Origin of the sequence: Flavobacterium sp. 123, from assembly GCF_003634825.1 — a bacterium.
In the GTDB taxonomy this organism is placed as follows: domain Bacteria; phylum Bacteroidota; class Bacteroidia; order Flavobacteriales; family Flavobacteriaceae; genus Flavobacterium.
Genome location: NZ_RBXD01000001.1, coordinates 1,556,205 through 1,571,132 on the forward strand (window position 1 = coordinate 1,556,205; position 14,928 = coordinate 1,571,132).

The 14,928-nt window shown below is 33.3% G+C and carries 10 protein-coding genes; 5 read left to right on the forward strand and 5 right to left on the reverse strand.

Features of this window, described 5'->3' with window-relative positions; genetic code table 11:
- Positions 1 to 120: 120 nt before the first annotated feature.
- Genes C8C88_RS06910 through C8C88_RS06925 form a run of 4 tightly spaced genes read right to left on the reverse strand, consistent with a single transcriptional unit; the run spans position 121 to position 6,807 of the window.
- The gene (locus tag C8C88_RS06910; RefSeq protein WP_121337407.1) at positions 121 to 3,594 is read right to left on the reverse strand and encodes an efflux RND transporter permease subunit; all 3,474 of its coding nucleotides are present in this window, start codon (positions 3,592 to 3,594) and stop codon (positions 121 to 123) included.
- Positions 3,595 to 3,624: 30 nt separating this feature from the next.
- The gene (locus C8C88_RS06915; RefSeq protein WP_233549318.1) at positions 3,625 to 4,809 is read right to left on the reverse strand and encodes an efflux RND transporter periplasmic adaptor subunit; all 1,185 of its coding nucleotides are present in this window, start codon (positions 4,807 to 4,809) and stop codon (positions 3,625 to 3,627) included.
- 23 nt (positions 4,810 to 4,832) lie between these two features.
- The gene (locus C8C88_RS06920) at positions 4,833 to 6,200 is read right to left on the reverse strand and encodes a TolC family protein (protein ID WP_121337408.1); all 1,368 of its coding nucleotides are present in this window, start codon (positions 6,198 to 6,200) and stop codon (positions 4,833 to 4,835) included.
- A gap of 10 nt (positions 6,201 to 6,210) precedes the next feature.
- Positions 6,211 to 6,807: a TetR/AcrR family transcriptional regulator gene (locus tag C8C88_RS06925; RefSeq protein WP_121337409.1), complete on the reverse strand. Its 597-nt coding sequence runs from the start codon at positions 6,805 to 6,807 to the stop codon at positions 6,211 to 6,213.
- Between the two features lie 243 nt (positions 6,808 to 7,050).
- On the opposite strand from C8C88_RS06925, the gene C8C88_RS06930 reads away from it, so the two are divergent.
- Together C8C88_RS06930 and C8C88_RS06935 are read left to right on the forward strand one after the other, a co-directional pair.
- Positions 7,051 to 8,025: a polyprenyl synthetase family protein gene (locus C8C88_RS06930; RefSeq protein WP_121338599.1), complete on the forward strand. Its 975-nt coding sequence runs from the start codon at positions 7,051 to 7,053 to the stop codon at positions 8,023 to 8,025.
- Positions 8,026 to 8,102: 77 nt separating this feature from the next.
- Positions 8,103 to 8,456: a hypothetical protein gene (locus tag C8C88_RS06935; protein WP_121338600.1), complete on the forward strand. Its 354-nt coding sequence runs from the start codon at positions 8,103 to 8,105 to the stop codon at positions 8,454 to 8,456.
- Positions 8,457 to 8,486: 30 nt separating this feature from the next.
- Here C8C88_RS06935 and C8C88_RS06940 read toward each other — a convergent pair whose 3' ends face one another.
- Entirely contained in the window at positions 8,487 to 9,032 is a 546-nt protein-coding gene (locus C8C88_RS06940; RefSeq protein ID WP_315190702.1) for a hypothetical protein, read from the reverse strand.
- A gap of 114 nt (positions 9,033 to 9,146) precedes the next feature.
- Here C8C88_RS06940 and C8C88_RS06945 point away from each other — a divergent pair, with 114 nt between their 5' ends.
- The 3 genes from C8C88_RS06945 to C8C88_RS06955 all read left to right on the forward strand — a co-directional run bounded on the left by C8C88_RS06945 (position 9,147) and on the right by C8C88_RS06955 (position 14,557).
- A complete protein-coding gene (locus tag C8C88_RS06945) occupies positions 9,147 to 11,921 on the forward strand; it encodes a 2-oxoglutarate dehydrogenase E1 component (protein WP_121337410.1) in 2,775 nt (924 codons plus the stop codon).
- A gap of 75 nt (positions 11,922 to 11,996) precedes the next feature.
- The gene (gene odhB, locus C8C88_RS06950; protein WP_121337411.1) at positions 11,997 to 13,235 is read left to right on the forward strand and encodes a 2-oxoglutarate dehydrogenase complex dihydrolipoyllysine-residue succinyltransferase; all 1,239 of its coding nucleotides are present in this window, start codon (positions 11,997 to 11,999) and stop codon (positions 13,233 to 13,235) included.
- Between the two features lie 86 nt (positions 13,236 to 13,321).
- Positions 13,322 to 14,557: a TCR/Tet family MFS transporter gene (locus C8C88_RS06955; RefSeq protein WP_121337412.1), complete on the forward strand. Its 1,236-nt coding sequence runs from the start codon at positions 13,322 to 13,324 to the stop codon at positions 14,555 to 14,557.
- The last annotated feature ends 371 nt before the right edge of the window (positions 14,558 to 14,928 follow it).

The following is a 14,928-nucleotide window of genomic DNA, read 5'->3' on the forward strand; positions in this document are numbered from 1 at the left end:
CTAAAATTTTAGATTGCAAATTTAATACTAATTATGAATAATGAATTATAAAACACCAAGATAAAAAAAACCTGCAAAATTTTCTTTGCAGGTTTTTTTATTCTAAAATATAAAGAGTAATTATTCAGAAATAGACTCTAATTTTTTAGCGTTTCTTCTGTCGCGCAACCAGTATTTGGTTCTCTTAACTAGATAGAACATTACTGGAACCATTACTAAAGTCAGAACGGTTGCGTAAGTTAAACCAAAGATAATAGTCCAAGCTAATGGTCCCCAGAACATTACATTATCTCCTCCAAGGAAGATATGTGGATTAAAGTCCGTAATCAATGAGAAGAAGTCAAAGTTCAATCCAATTGCTAATGGAATTAATCCTAAAACCGCTGTTAGAGCTGTCAGTAATACGGGACGTAAACGGGATTTACCAGATTCGATAATTACTTCTTTTATTTCTTCAAGAGATAAATCATCATGACTTTCTAGGTGTTTGTCAGCAACTTTCTTGTCTAATAAAAGGACAAAGAAGTCCATCAATACAATTCCGTTTTTCACTACAATTCCCGCAAGAGATATAATTCCCATCATGGTCATTAAGATTACGAAATCCATTCCAGCGATTACATATCCGTAGAAAACACCACTAAAACTCAAAATTACCGTGAATAAAATTACCATCGTTTTTGAAACCGAATTAAACTGTAAAACTATAATAATTGTGATTCCAGCAATGGCTAAAAACAAAGCATACAACAAGAAACTTTGATTTTTACCTTGTTCTTCTTGAACACCTGAGAAAGAGTAACTAATGTCTTTTGGTAATTGATAGCTTTTTAAATCCGATTGAATTTGTTTAGTTATTTCATCCCCATTATATCCAGTTAATACATTCGAATAAATAGTCATTATTCGTTTGTGATTCTTTCTTTTAATTTGGTTGTAAGTTGTTGTTTTTTCTGTTTTAGATATTGCCGAAACAGGAATTTGAACAATTTGACCATTATTTTGATTTCTGAAAGTCAACGATTGATTGAAAAGAATGTTTTCATTTTTTCGTTGGTCATCCTGCATACGCATCACAATATTATAATCATCATCTCCTTCTTTATAAGTAGAGATTTCCTGACCATAAACAGAACGACGTAAAGTGAAACCTAATTGTCCTGTTGAAACGCCCATACTTCCTGCGTTAACACGGTCAACACTTACTTCTAACTCTGGACTTTGTTTGTTAACATCAATGCTTAATTTTTCAATTCCAGGAATGTTTTTTGAATCAATGAATTTAATCATATCATCAGCTTGTGTAAGCATTTTATCGTAATCAGTTCCAGTTAATTGAATACTAATTGGGTAACCTGCTGGAGGACCATTAGCATCTTTTTCAACTGTAACGGTAGCTCCCGCAATTCCAGTTACTTTTCCTCGAATTTCTTCTAAAATAGCAGCAGTATTTATACCTTGTCTGAATTTGAATTCAGAGAAATTAACAGTTACTTTTCCTTTATATGGCGTTTCAGAAGCAGAACCCGCATCTACATTTGGATTTCCTGCGCCAACACCTACTTGAGAAACAATAGATTCTGCTAAGAAATTTTCATTTGTTTTAGGATCTACATATTTCTGCAAAATAGAGATAACTTGTTTCTCTACAAATAAGGTAGCTTTATTTGTTTTTTCAATTGAGGTACCTTGTGGATATTCAATATAAGCAATAGCTTGATTTGGAATATTGTCAGGGAAAAACAATACTTTTCTCGGGAAAATTCCCAATAAAATAAAAGAGAAAAATAACATTCCGATAATTCCTGCTAAAGCCAACCATGCTTTTCTACCCGTAAGTATTTTTGCCAAAAAGTTCTTGTACTTCTCTTCCATTCTTGGAAAAAAGTCATGTTGAAAATCTTGAGTCCATTGGTATAATTTAATTTTATACAACCACATTAATACCAAGGAAATTATTGCTAAATGCCCAATTGCTTTTGCAAATTTTATTTCATAAATATTTCCAATAAGAACAAAAACTACAGCTACAATTGTAAAAATAATAGAGTATAATTTAGCTGATTTTTTAGAAACATTTTTGTCGTCAATAGCCATATAACCACCCGTCATTGCTGCATTTACAATCATAGCAACAAATAAAGAAGCAGATAAGGTAAACGTCAATGTGATTGGGAAATATTTCATGAATTTACCCATTGTTCCTGGCCATAATAAGAATGGTAAAAATGCCATCAAAGTGGTTGCCGTTGATGAGATTACAGGCCAAGCGATTTCGCCAATACCAACTTTGGAAGCGGTAACTCTGTCCATTCCTTTTTTCATGTTGGCAAATACGTTGTCGACTACCACGATACCATCATCAACTAACATTCCTAATCCCATTACTAATCCAAAAAGGACCATCGTATTTAATGTCAATCCAAAGGCAGAAAGAATACTAAATGCCATTAACATAGAAAGCGGAATTGCAGCTCCTACAAATAACGAGTTACGTAAACCCATTGTAAACATTAATACAATCATTACCAGTACAATACCAAAGATAATGTGGTTTGATAATTCACTTACTTGGTGTTCAACTCTTGAGGATTGATCGTTAGAAAGTGTTAGTTTTAAGTTAGAAGGCAAATAAGATTTTTTAGCGTTTTCTAATTTTTCTTTTACTTGCTCAATGGCAGAAATCATATTTTGATTAGAACGTTTTTTCACGTTTAGCATCACAACTTCATTTCCTTTTTCACGAGCGTAAGTTGTTTTTTCTTTCTCCTTAAACGAAATTTTAGCAATGTCTTTTAAGTAAACTGCTCCACCAAAAGATTTTACAATGATGTTCTCTAATTCTTTCGGGTCTTTAATTTCACCGATGATTCTAATGTTGTTTCTAGAACCTTGAGATACTAGATTCCCTCCAGAAAGGGTCATATTTTCATTTTTGACAGCCATTTGGATCTCATCAAAAGTCACTTGTGCTGCTGTCATTTTGAAGATGTCAACTGCAATTTCAACTTCTTTATCATCTACTCCAAGAATGTCAACTTTCTTAACTTCTGCAATTTCTTCAATATCATCTTGAAGTAATTCGCCATACTTTTTTAGCTGTTGCGTAGTGTAATTTCCTTGTAAGTTGATATTCAAAATTGGCACTTCTTCTGAAATGTTTAATTCGAATACGTTTGGTTCTACCTTACTTCCGTTGTCCATACTTGGCCAATCTGTATCGGCTTTAGCATTGTCAACTTTATCTTTAATTCTTGTTTTAGCTTCTTCGATAGAAACATCATCTGAAAACTCAGCGATAATCATTCCATAATCTTGAAATGAACTTGAAGTCACTTTATCAACTCCACTGATGTTTTTGATTTCTTTTTCTAAAGGTTTGATGACTAATTTTTCTACGTCTTCGGCTGAATTTCCTGGGAAAACAGATGAAATGTAAACTTTGTTTTCGATGATTTCTGGAAAATCTTCACGAGGCATTGTTACATAAGCGATAACACCTGTAATAACAATTAATAAGGTCAAGATGTAAACGGTAACTCGGTTATCAACAGCCCAGCTGGATATTCCGAATTCTTTATTTTGGTGACTCATATATTTTATTTTATTGAGGTTGTGTCCTAATTAGAAATTTAATTTCATTCCGTCTGAAATAGTGTTTACACCTTCCGTAACTACGATATCATTTGCAGATAATCCGCTTAAAATTTCAGTTGCGTTATTAGAAGATTGTCCTACAGTAACAATAACTTTTTTAGCCACTCCTGTAGTAGCAGTTGCGTTTGTAACGATGTAAACAAAGTTGTTTTTCTCGCCATCTTCTTGAACTACATTTGTAGGAACTACAACAGCGTTTTTAGAAGTATAATCTACAATTTTAAGTTTTGCTACTTGGTTAGGTCTCAACAAGTTTTCTTTGTTAGGTACTGAAACTTCAATGCTGAACGTTCTGTTGTTTGGATTGATGTTATTAGCTACTTGTCTAATTCTACCCGTGTAGGTTTTGTTTAATGAAGTTAAATACACATCAACATTTGTTCCTGTATTTAGTTTTCCAATGTAGGTTTCTGGTACTGATGTTGAAACATACATATTGTTTAGATTTACAATTCGCATTAATCCTTGACCAGGCCCAACTACTTGTCCTCTTTCGATTAACGTTTCGTCAATTACACCTGAAAAAGGAGCTATTATTTTAGTTTTTGCCAATTGAGCATTAATTTGAGAAACCGCTTTTTGTTGGCTAACCATATTGGTTTGTGCTTGAAGGTATTGAATTTCTGAACCAATTTTTTGATCCCACAAACGTTTTTGTCTTTCAAATGTAGTTTTTGCTAATGCTAATTGTGATTGAACTTGTGCTAATTGTTGGCTCAAACCACCATCATCAATTGTTCCTAATACTTGACCTTTGCTAACTCTTTGTCCAGCAGTTACATTCAATGAAGTTAGTATTCCTGAGAATTGAGGATAAATAATAAGATTCTCTTTTGTTTGTACATTTCCTTGAACTTCAAGATAGTGACTAAAAACAGTGTCTTTTACAGTAACTACAGAAACCAAAGCTTCTTCTACTTTAGCTGTTTCTAAAGTTGCTAAAGCCGCATCAATCTGTGTTATTTGAGCTTGTAATTCCGCTCTTTTTGCTTTGATTGAAGTTAGATTTTTTGAAGCTAATAAAGTGTCAATATTAGTATTAGTTTCTTTATCTGAACATGAGATTAAGAAAACAGATAGTGCGGTGAATAATAGTAATTTTTTGGTCATATTTATAGTATTGATTTTTTGGAATTTTTGCGTTGATTTCATAAGTATATCTTTTATGTGGCTCATTATATTTTGTTTATTACTTTTTCTAAACTGGCTTTTTTATTGATAATTTCAACCATCGTTTGTAAGTATTTTTGTTGTGCGGCATACAATTGACGTTGCGCATCATTGAAATCAAAACTAGAAGATAATCCTTCTGTAAATTTTATTTGCTGTTTTTTCTCAATGCGTTCAGCTAGGCTCAAATTAGTTTTTGCTGTTTCGTATTCTTCAATGCTGAATTCATATTCGCTTTTTGCATTGGCATACTGCAATTTCAATCTTTGTTCCGTTTCTGTTAATTGTGTTTTTGCTTTGTCTAAAGCTATTTTAGCTTGTTGTGCTCTAGCTGTTCTTGCTAAACTGCTGAATATTGGAACATTTAAGCTTATTCCAAGATTTGAATAGTTAAGCCATTTTTGGTTTTGAGTAAAAAATTGGAATTGATTCCCGAAGGCATTGTATCCAAAGTTTACATTAGCTGATAGTGTAGGTAGCGCTTTGCTTTTTTCTAATTTCAGTTCTAATTCTTTTTGTTGTTGAAAGTTTTGAGCCATTTGGTAATTTATGTTGTTTCCAACATTAAAGCCAGTTTGTGAAAAAGCCATGTCTAAATTACTAATAGTCAAATTGTCTAGCTTATCTGTTAGTTTTAAATCAGCGTCAATGTCAATTCCTAAAGCTATTTTTAGCATTTTATAGGAAACATCTAACAGTCTTTTGTTGTAATTTATATTGCTATTAATTGAAGTAAGAGTGATTTGAAGTTGTTCAACATTTTCTTCTTCTATTAATCCATTTTTAAATGTTTCTTTAGTGTCAAATAATGTTTTTTCTAAAGTAGCTTTGTTTTTCTCCAGAATAATAATTCCTTCTTCTGCTAACAAAACATTCCCATATGCATTGATAACCATTTCTTTAGTGTCAATGTCTGTTTTTATTTTTGCGTTTTCGTAATATTTCAAATACGTTTTTGAAGCTTGTAAAGCAACAATATAAGAACCATCAAATAACAATTGACTCAAGGTTGCTCTAGCAGTCATATTATGTCTAGTTCCAAAAGCTACTTCCATAAATTCTCCTTTATTTCCGCCAAAAAATTCAGCAGGAATTAAGGATTTTTGCAATTCAATATTGTTTTGATAATCTAGACTACTGTTTATCTGTGGCAACCCCATTGCAGTAGTTTCCCATTTTTTCTTTTTAGCAGACTCTATGTCGCGACCCGCATTGATAGCGCTGTAATTGTTGATTAAAGCATGTGTTATAGCTTGCTCTAAACTAAAAGAATAGCTTTTTGTTGCTGGATTCTCGGTATTAGTATTGTTCGATTCTTGAGACTTTGCTGTAATTGCAAAAGTTAATAAGGTGATTAAAATTATTTTTTTCATTGATTGATGTTTAGGTATTAAAATGTTGTAATTGTTTTTCAAGTTCTATGACGCCTTTAGGAGTGGCCATTGCTCTGGTATGATATTCTAATGCTTCTAATTCGAGTTTTTTTGCTTCTTTTTCGGAGCTTGTATTTCCGTTTATGCTAAAAATAAGAGTGTAGTAGAACGAAACATAGGTTTCTATATTTAGTTCCTTACGGTATAATTCCTGCTGGATGCCTTTCTCAATGTTTTGTTTAAAGACCATATTGCATTCATTTACTTCTCTTGACATTACCGTATTGTAAATTTCTGGGTAATGTTTTTTTAACTGATAAACTGGAGAGGTGTCTCCTGCTTTGAACATCTCTTTGAACATTTTTCTGATTTCAAAGTTTTCCTCAATGGCATTATGGTTTCGGGCTACAATAGTATCAATACTTTGATGCACAGCTTTATGTACTTCGGCAGTACTTTCTTCTATCAGTACTTCTTTATTGCAAAAATATTTGTAAATCGTTTTTTTTGAAATACACATTTCGCAAGCGATGTCATCCATGGTGACACTCTTAAAGCCTAACTTTAAAAAAAGATCGGTCGCTTTTGCTATAATTTTACTTCTCATTTTGTTTATTCTTATTCTGTTTAAGACAGATTTCTGCTTAAATCGTTTGCAAATATAGAAAGGAAACTTTTAATACCAAAAAAGTTTCCAATGTTTTTTTGATAATTTAATAGTAAGCTAATAAAAACTTGAAATCAGTAAGGATTTGGAAACCTATAATTCATATTTGAATTGTATATTTGGGCTTTTTTGCACCAAAGTCCAAAAGAGACGAACGTGTCAAGTAAACTTGAATATAATTTTATGCATTCAATACAACAATACCAGGAATTTATTGCTACTTATTTACAAGCGCAACACAGAGACAAAGAGCCTAAGAATTTATACGACCCAATTCATTATATATTAGGACTAGGAGGGAAACGAATGCGTCCTGTTTTAACTTTAATGAGTGCGGAGATTTTTGATACGGATTATCAAAAGGCATTGCCTGCTGCATTAGCGGTTGAAGTTTTTCATAATTTTTCGTTAGTTCACGATGATATTATGGACGATGCTCCTTTGCGAAGAGGAAATCCAACGGTTCATGAAAAGTGGAATATCAATACTGGAATTTTGTCTGGTGATGCTATGTTAATTTTGGCTTACCAATATTTTGAACAATACCAACCTAAAATATTCAGAAAGCTAGCCAAGTTGTTTAGTAAAACTGCTTTAGAGGTTTGTGAAGGACAACAATGGGATGTGGATTTTGAAACCCGAAATGATGTTACGATTCCCGAATACCTTAAAATGATTGAATATAAAACAGCTGTTTTAGTTGCTGCTGCCATGAAAATGGGCGCTATTATTGCTGAAACTTCAAAGATAAATGCAAGTTTAATTTATGAGTTTGGATTAAATTTAGGATTGGCATTTCAGTTGCAAGATGATTATTTAGATGCTTTTGGAAATCCAGAAACTTTTGGAAAACAAGTAGGAGGAGATATTATTGAAAACAAAAAAACCTATCTTTATCTTAAAGCGGTCGAATTTGCAGTTGGCGCTGAGAAAGATAAGTTGGTACATTTATTTTCAAATCAGCCAGAAGATAGTACAGAGAAAATTAATCTAGTGAAAGAACTATTTAATGCAACTGGAGCTTCAAAGGCAACGCAACAAGCTATTCAAGAATATACTTTTAAGGCATTTGAAACATTAGAAGAAATGAATATTGATGCCGATAAAAAAGCGATGTTACGTGCTTTTGGTGAAAACCTAATGGGTAGAAAAGTATAAAATAATCACCATAAAATTTTAACAATCAATAGCAATATTGAAAAATGGACTTGGTATTGACATTGAAATTTAACAATATGTTTATAGCCCCACAAAATACGGACTTACTTCTTACTGAGGCTACAGGTGAAAACTTGTATTTAAAATTGATTGAACAAATCAATAAAGATTTTAATTTAGCCAATGAAGGAATAGATTTTCCTATCAGTATTTCTCCTGAAGAATTGAAAATTCAGCTTCATGAAAAAATATACCGACTCATTCAATATAAGTTTGCTGAATACCTCAATTTGCTCTATATTATTGATGTTTCTGAGGATGAGATAAAAAAATTAGATGGTTCGGATTTAGTTGTATTAGCAGAACAAGTAGTGTATTTGCTTCTTAAAAGAGAATGGCAAAAAGTCTGGTTCCGAAATAAATTCCGTTAATAATTTTGACTTTGTAAAGGGTTGTGTGAATTAAAAATAAACTCTTACAAAAGGCATAAAAGCACTTCCGTAAACGTTGTTTTGGTTGTTCAAAACATTGTAGCGCGCTCCAATAGTTGCGTTACCAGATCGATAACCTGCGCCTAAAAATAATGCGGTGTTCCAATAATCCAGCGAATTACTATTTGAACCCATTAGGTTTACATTAACTCTTAATTCTTCAAGTTCAACTGAAAGTTGTATTTCTGGTAGTGGATTAATTAATCCGATAAGACTACCTCCATATAAATTTGAAGCATAAGAATCTTTTTGCTTCAAATATTTGTATTGAGCTCCAATTCCGAGTGCAACATACTCGTTGAAATTATAAATTGCACTTGGTGCCACAGTTATATCCGTGTATCCGGAGCCAAAACCTAATCCTAATCCGCCTCCAAATTGTATTTTATCTCTAAAATTATTGGAAGACTTTGATTGAAATGTATTTTGTTGAGCTAATGCTACAGTTGAGAAAAATAGCGCTGCAAAAATCAAAAAAGAACTTGAAATGGATAAAAAACGATTTTTTCTCATCATAATGTGGTTTATTTAACAAATATTTACGTAAAAGTACGTAAAAAATTGATTTATATATATTCGTTTATTGTACTTTTGTCAATCTATTAAATAAAAAGCACATTAATTAATATTATGGATAGGTTTTCATTTTTAAACGCAGCACATACAGAATTTTTTGCACAATTATACGATCAATATTTAGAAAATCCAGATAGCGTAGAGCCAAGTTGGAGAAGTTTTTTCCAAGGTTTCGATTTTGGGATGTCAACTTATAATGACGAAAACCCTGTAACTTACATTGCAAATGTAGCCTCTGGAAATGTAGAAGGCCCAGTTGTATCTGAAAAACTCCAAAAAGAGTTTAATGTTTTGAAGTTAATCGATGGATATAGATCTCGTGGGCATTTGTTTACCAAAACAAATCCTGTTAGAGAAAGAAGAACATCGTCTCCAACATTAGATATCACTAATTTCGGACTTTCAGCAGCAGATTTAAATACTGTTTTTGATGCTGCAAAGGTGATTAAAATTGAACCTTGTTCGCTTCAAAAAATCATTGGTCATCTTGAAAATATTTATTGTCAGCATATTGGAGTTGAGTATATGTACATACGAAATCCAGAAGTGGTGGAATGGATTCAAGATAAAATTGGGGTAAATGATAATCAGCCTAATTTTTCGACTGACGAAAAGAAAGCAATTCTTAATAAATTAAACCAAGCGGTTTCTTTCGAAAACTTTTTGCATACTAAATATGTAGGGCAAAAACGTTTCTCACTTGAAGGAGGAGAATCTATCATTCCAGCACTTGATGCTTTAATTGAAAAAGCTGCCGAAAAAGGAGTAGAACAGTTTGTAATGGGAATGGCTCACCGTGGTCGTTTGAATGTTTTGGCAAACATTTTCGGAAAATCTACTCAAGATATTTTTAGCGAATTTGACGGTAAAGATTATGATCAAGAATATTTTGATGGAGATGTTAAGTACCATTTAGGACTTACAGCTGATAAAAAAACAAGTACAGGAAAAAGCATCAATATTAATTTAGCTCCAAACCCTTCGCACTTAGAAACTGTAGGTGCAGTAATTGAAGGAATTACAAGAGCAAAACAAGAAAAATATTTTCCAGATGATTTCTCAAAAGTGTTGCCTATAGCCGTTCACGGTGATGCTGCAATTGCTGGACAAGGAATTCTATACGAAATTGTTCAAATGGCACAATTAGATGGATATAAAACTGGAGGAACAATCCATATTGTAATTAACAACCAAGTAGGTTTTACAACGAATTATTTAGACGCTCGTTCTTCTAAATATTGTACGGACGTTGCTAAAGTAACATTATCACCGGTATTGCACGTTAATGCAGATGATGCAGAAGCGGTTGTTCATGCCATGTCATTTGCATTAGATTATAGAATGAAATTTGGTTCAGACGTATTTATAGATTTATTAGGATATAGAAAATATGGTCATAACGAAGGTGATGAACCTCGTTTTACTCAACCAGTATTGTATAAAATCATTGCTAAACATCAAAATCCAAGAGATATTTACGCAGCTAAATTATTAGAGCAGGGTGTAATTGACAGTAATTTTGTAAAAGATTTAGAATCAACATACAAACAAGATTTAGATGATAATCTTCAGGCATCTCGTAAAAAAGACCTTACCATAATTACTCCTTTCATGAGAAATGAGTGGAAAGGATTTGAGCAAGTGACTGATACACAAATGTTGGAAAGCGTAAATACTTCTTATCCAAAAGAAGGACTTATTTCGATTGCAAACGTAATTTGTAACCTTCCAACGGATAAAAAGTTCATTAGTAAAATTCAAAAACTAATCAACGACAGAAAAACTATGGTTTTTGAAACCAACAAGCTAGACTGGGCTATGGCAGAGCATTTAGCATATGGTTCCTTGTTGAAAGAAGGTTATGATGTTCGTATTTCTGGACAAGATGTTGAGCGTGGGACATTCTCACACCGTCATGCTGTTGTAAAAGTAGAAGACTCTGAGGAAGAAGTAACATTGTTAAATAACCTTGAAGATGCAAAAGGGAAATTCCATATTTATAATTCACTTTTGTCAGAATATGGAGTTTTAGGTTTTGATTATGGGTATGCTTTAGCAAGTCCAAAAACATTGACTATCTGGGAAGCACAATTTGGAGATTTCAGTAATGGAGCTCAAATTATGATTGACCAATATATTTCTTGTGGAGAAGACAAATGGAACAATCAAAATGGAATTGTTTTATTATTGCCACACGGTTACGAAGGACAAGGAGCTGAACACTCTTCAGCTAGAATGGAACGTTACCTACAACTTTGTGCTAGACATAATATGTATGTAGCTGATTGTACAACGCCAGCTAACTTTTTTCACTTGTTGAGAAGACAAATGAAAACGACTTTCCGTAAACCACTTGTGGTATTTACACCAAAAAGTTTGTTGCGTGATCCAAGAGTTCTTTCTCCTATTGAAGATTTTGCAAATGGAAGTTTCCAAGAAACATTTGATGATGAAACCGTAAATAAAGAAGAAGTTAAAACATTAGTTTTCTGTACTGGTAAATTCTATTATGACATCACTGCGGAAAGAGAAAATAACGGACGCAAAGATGTAGCTGTAGTAAGAATAGAACAATTGTTCCCTCTACCAGTGGAACAACTAAAAGCTATCATAGCTAAATATCCAAACGCAGATGATTATGTTTGGGCACAAGAAGAACCTAAAAACATGGGTGCTTATAGTTATATGTTGATGAATTTTGATTTAGTAAAATGGAGATTGGCTTCGCTTAAAGCATATGCAGCACCAGCTTCAGGAAGTTATACTAGAGCAAAACGTCGTCAGGCTGATGCCGTTCGAATGGTATTTGATAAAAATTTATTTAGATAAAAATTGTTTCAGGTTTGAAGCTGTATAGTTTGAACCAAATTAAAATTTAAAATTCATAATTTAAAATAATAGAACATGATTTTAGAAATGAAAGTCCCATCACCAGGGGAATCTATAAAAGAAGTTGAAATTGCAACATGGTTAGTAAAAGATGGTGACTATGTAGAAAAAGACCAGGCCATAGCTGAGGTTGATTCAGATAAAGCAACATTAGAATTGCCAGCAGAAGCTAGCGGAATTATTACCTTAAAAGCAGAAGAAGGTGATGCAGTTGCCGTTGGAGCAGTAGTTTGTCATATTGATACAGCTGCAGCAAAACCAGCTGGTTCAGCTCCGGCTCCTGCAGCAGTAGTTGCTAATCCCGAAGCTTCGGGACCAAAGGCTGAAGTAAAAGCAGAAGCTCCTGCAGCAGCACCAGTTGCAGCAGCGACATATGCTTCAGGAACACCTTCGCCAGCAGCGAGAAAAATATTAGAGGAAAAAAATATTGCTCCGGCTTCTATAACAGGAACAGGAAAAGATGGAAGAATCACTAAAGATGATGCTGTAAATGCAGTACCATCTATGGGAACTCCAACTGGAGGTTCTCGTGGTACTGAAAGAACAAAATTATCAATGTTGCGTCGTAAAGTTGCAGAAAGATTAGTTGCTGCTAAAAATGATACGGCCATGTTAACTACTTTCAATGAAGTAAACATGACACCAATCAATACGTTGCGTAACGAATACAAAGACGCCTTCAAAGCGAAACACGGTGGAATAGGGTTGGGTTATATGTCTTTCTTTACAAAAGCGGTAACAAGAGCTCTACAATTATATCCAGATGTGAACTCTATGATGGACGGAGATTATAAAATAGGATATGATTTCTGTGATATTTCAATTGCAGTTTCTGGACCAAAAGGATTAATGGTTCCTGTAGTTCGTAATGCTGAAAATTTGACTTTCCGTGGTATTGAAGCGGATATTAAACGTTTAGCGATTAAAGCTCGTGACGGACAAATTACAGTTGATGATATGACTGGAGGAACATTTACTATTACTAACGGTGGTGTTTTTGGAAGTATGTTATCTACGCCAATTATCAATCCTCCACAATCAGGAATTTTAGGAATGCACAATATTATTGAGCGTCCTATTGCTGTAAATGGTAAAGTTGAAATTCACCCAATGATGTACGTAGCGCTTTCTTATGACCACAGAATTATCGATGGTCGTGAGTCGGTAGGATTCTTAGTTGCTGTAAAAGAAGCATTAGAAAATCCAGTAGCATTATTGTGTGATAACAATCCTAAAAAAGCATTTGAATTGTAATTCAATAAACACATAAATAGCAAATCCGTTTAGAGAGTTTTCTAAACGGATTTTTTGTTTATTTGTCTTTCTAATCAATACTATTTATGGCGTCAAATAAAAAACAAGCTGCTATCGGCTTTATCTTCATCACTATGTTAATTGATATAATAGGTTGGGGTATTATTATTCCAGTTATCCCAAAATTGATTAAAGAGTTAATTCATGGAGATGTTAGTGAGGCGGCAAAATATGGCGGCTGGTTAACATTTGCGTATGCGATAACCCAATTTATATTTGCGCCTTTAATAGGTAATTTGAGTGATAAATTTGGGCGTAGACCCATAATTCTAATTTCGCTTTTTGCATTTTCGCTAGATTATATTTTGTTAGCACTTGCCCCAACCATTACATGGTTATTTATTGGAAGAATAATTGCAGGATTAACAGGAGCAAGTATCTCAACTGCTTCGGCCTATATAGCTGATGTGAGTACGCCAGAGAATAGAGCCAAAAACTTCGGAATGATTGGTGTGGCTTTTGGGCTAGGATTTATAATTGGGCCCATTATAGGAGGTGGATTAGGACATTACGGGTCTAGACTTCCGTTTTACGCAGCTGCCGTTTTGTGCTTGCTGAATTTCCTTTACGGTTATTTTATTTTGCCTGAATCATTATCAAAAGAAAATAGAAGACCCATTAATTTAAAAAGAGCCAACCCAATTGGTGTTTTTTTAAATTTAAAGAAATACCCTTCTCTTTACGGATTGTTAATTGCGTTGTTTTTGATTTACGTTGCGGCTCATGCGGTTGAAAGTAACTGGAGTTATTTTACGATGTACAAATTTAGTTGGGACGAAAAAATGGTTGGAATTTCGTTGGGTGTAGTAGGGGTTTTGGTGAGTCTTGTTCAAGGAGGTTTGATACGATGGACTAGTCGAAAACTAGGGAATGAAATAAGTATTTATGTTGGAATGGCTTTGTATACCCTTGCCATGTTTTTGTTTGCTTTTGTTTCAGAAAGCTGGATGATGTTTCTCTTTTTGATTCCGTATTGTCTTGCTGGAATCGCAGGTCCTGCATTGCGAGCTATAATTTCAAATCATGTTTTGCCGTCAGAACAAGGCGAAATTCAAGGCACAATTGCGAGTTTAATGAGTGCTGCAACTATTATTGGACCGCCAGTAATGTCAAGTCTTTTTTATTATTTTACGCATAAAGAATCGCCATTTGAATTTGCGGGAATGCCATTTATTCTCGGAGGTTTTTTAATGATGATTAGTGGTATTGTTGCTTATTTTTCTTTGAAAAAGTATGGTACTTCAAATACAGACAATGATTAAAGTAATCCATAATTTTTTTCCCTTTCATTAAGGATATGGGTTACAATAAGTTTGTGTAGGGTTAATGTATATATTTCAATTACAGTTTCTGGATCAAAGGGGTTAATGGTTCCTTTAGTTCGTAATACTGAGAATTTTACTTTCCGTATCTACTAATTTTTTTTACGGTATTCTTTGTTTTTTAGTTTCAAAAAAACACAAAATATATTTTTATTGCTAATTATTTGCAAAAAAATAATTCAACACTACAACATCACCACAACATCCCTGATAAAACGATTTAATATTTTTAAAATATTTATTGAAATAGTTTATTCTAATCCCTAATATAGCCTTAGTTTCAAGGAGGTGGTTCTTAAATATCTCAAATG

Coding starts and splice junctions, on each gene's coding strand:
- odhB (WP_121337411.1), top strand. CDS start 11,997: ATGATTTTAGAAATGAAAGTCCCATCACCAGGGGAATCTATAAAAGAA.
- C8C88_RS06955 (WP_121337412.1), top strand. CDS start 13,322: ATGGCGTCAAATAAAAAACAAGCTGCTATCGGCTTTATCTTCATCACT.
- C8C88_RS06920 (WP_121337408.1), bottom strand. CDS start 6,200: ATGAAAAAAATAATTTTAATCACCTTATTAACTTTTGCAATTACAGCA.
- C8C88_RS06940 (WP_315190702.1), bottom strand. CDS start 9,032: ATGATGAGAAAAAATCGTTTTTTATCCATTTCAAGTTCTTTTTTGATT.
- C8C88_RS06935 (WP_121338600.1), top strand. CDS start 8,103: ATGTTTATAGCCCCACAAAATACGGACTTACTTCTTACTGAGGCTACA.
- C8C88_RS06925 (WP_121337409.1), bottom strand. CDS start 6,807: ATGAGAAGTAAAATTATAGCAAAAGCGACCGATCTTTTTTTAAAGTTA.
- C8C88_RS06945 (WP_121337410.1), top strand. CDS start 9,147: ATGGATAGGTTTTCATTTTTAAACGCAGCACATACAGAATTTTTTGCA.
- C8C88_RS06910 (WP_121337407.1), bottom strand. CDS start 3,594: ATGAGTCACCAAAATAAAGAATTCGGAATATCCAGCTGGGCTGTTGAT.
- C8C88_RS06915 (WP_233549318.1), bottom strand. CDS start 4,809: ATGAAATCAACGCAAAAATTCCAAAAAATCAATACTATAAATATGACC.
- C8C88_RS06930 (WP_121338599.1), top strand. CDS start 7,051: ATGCATTCAATACAACAATACCAGGAATTTATTGCTACTTATTTACAA.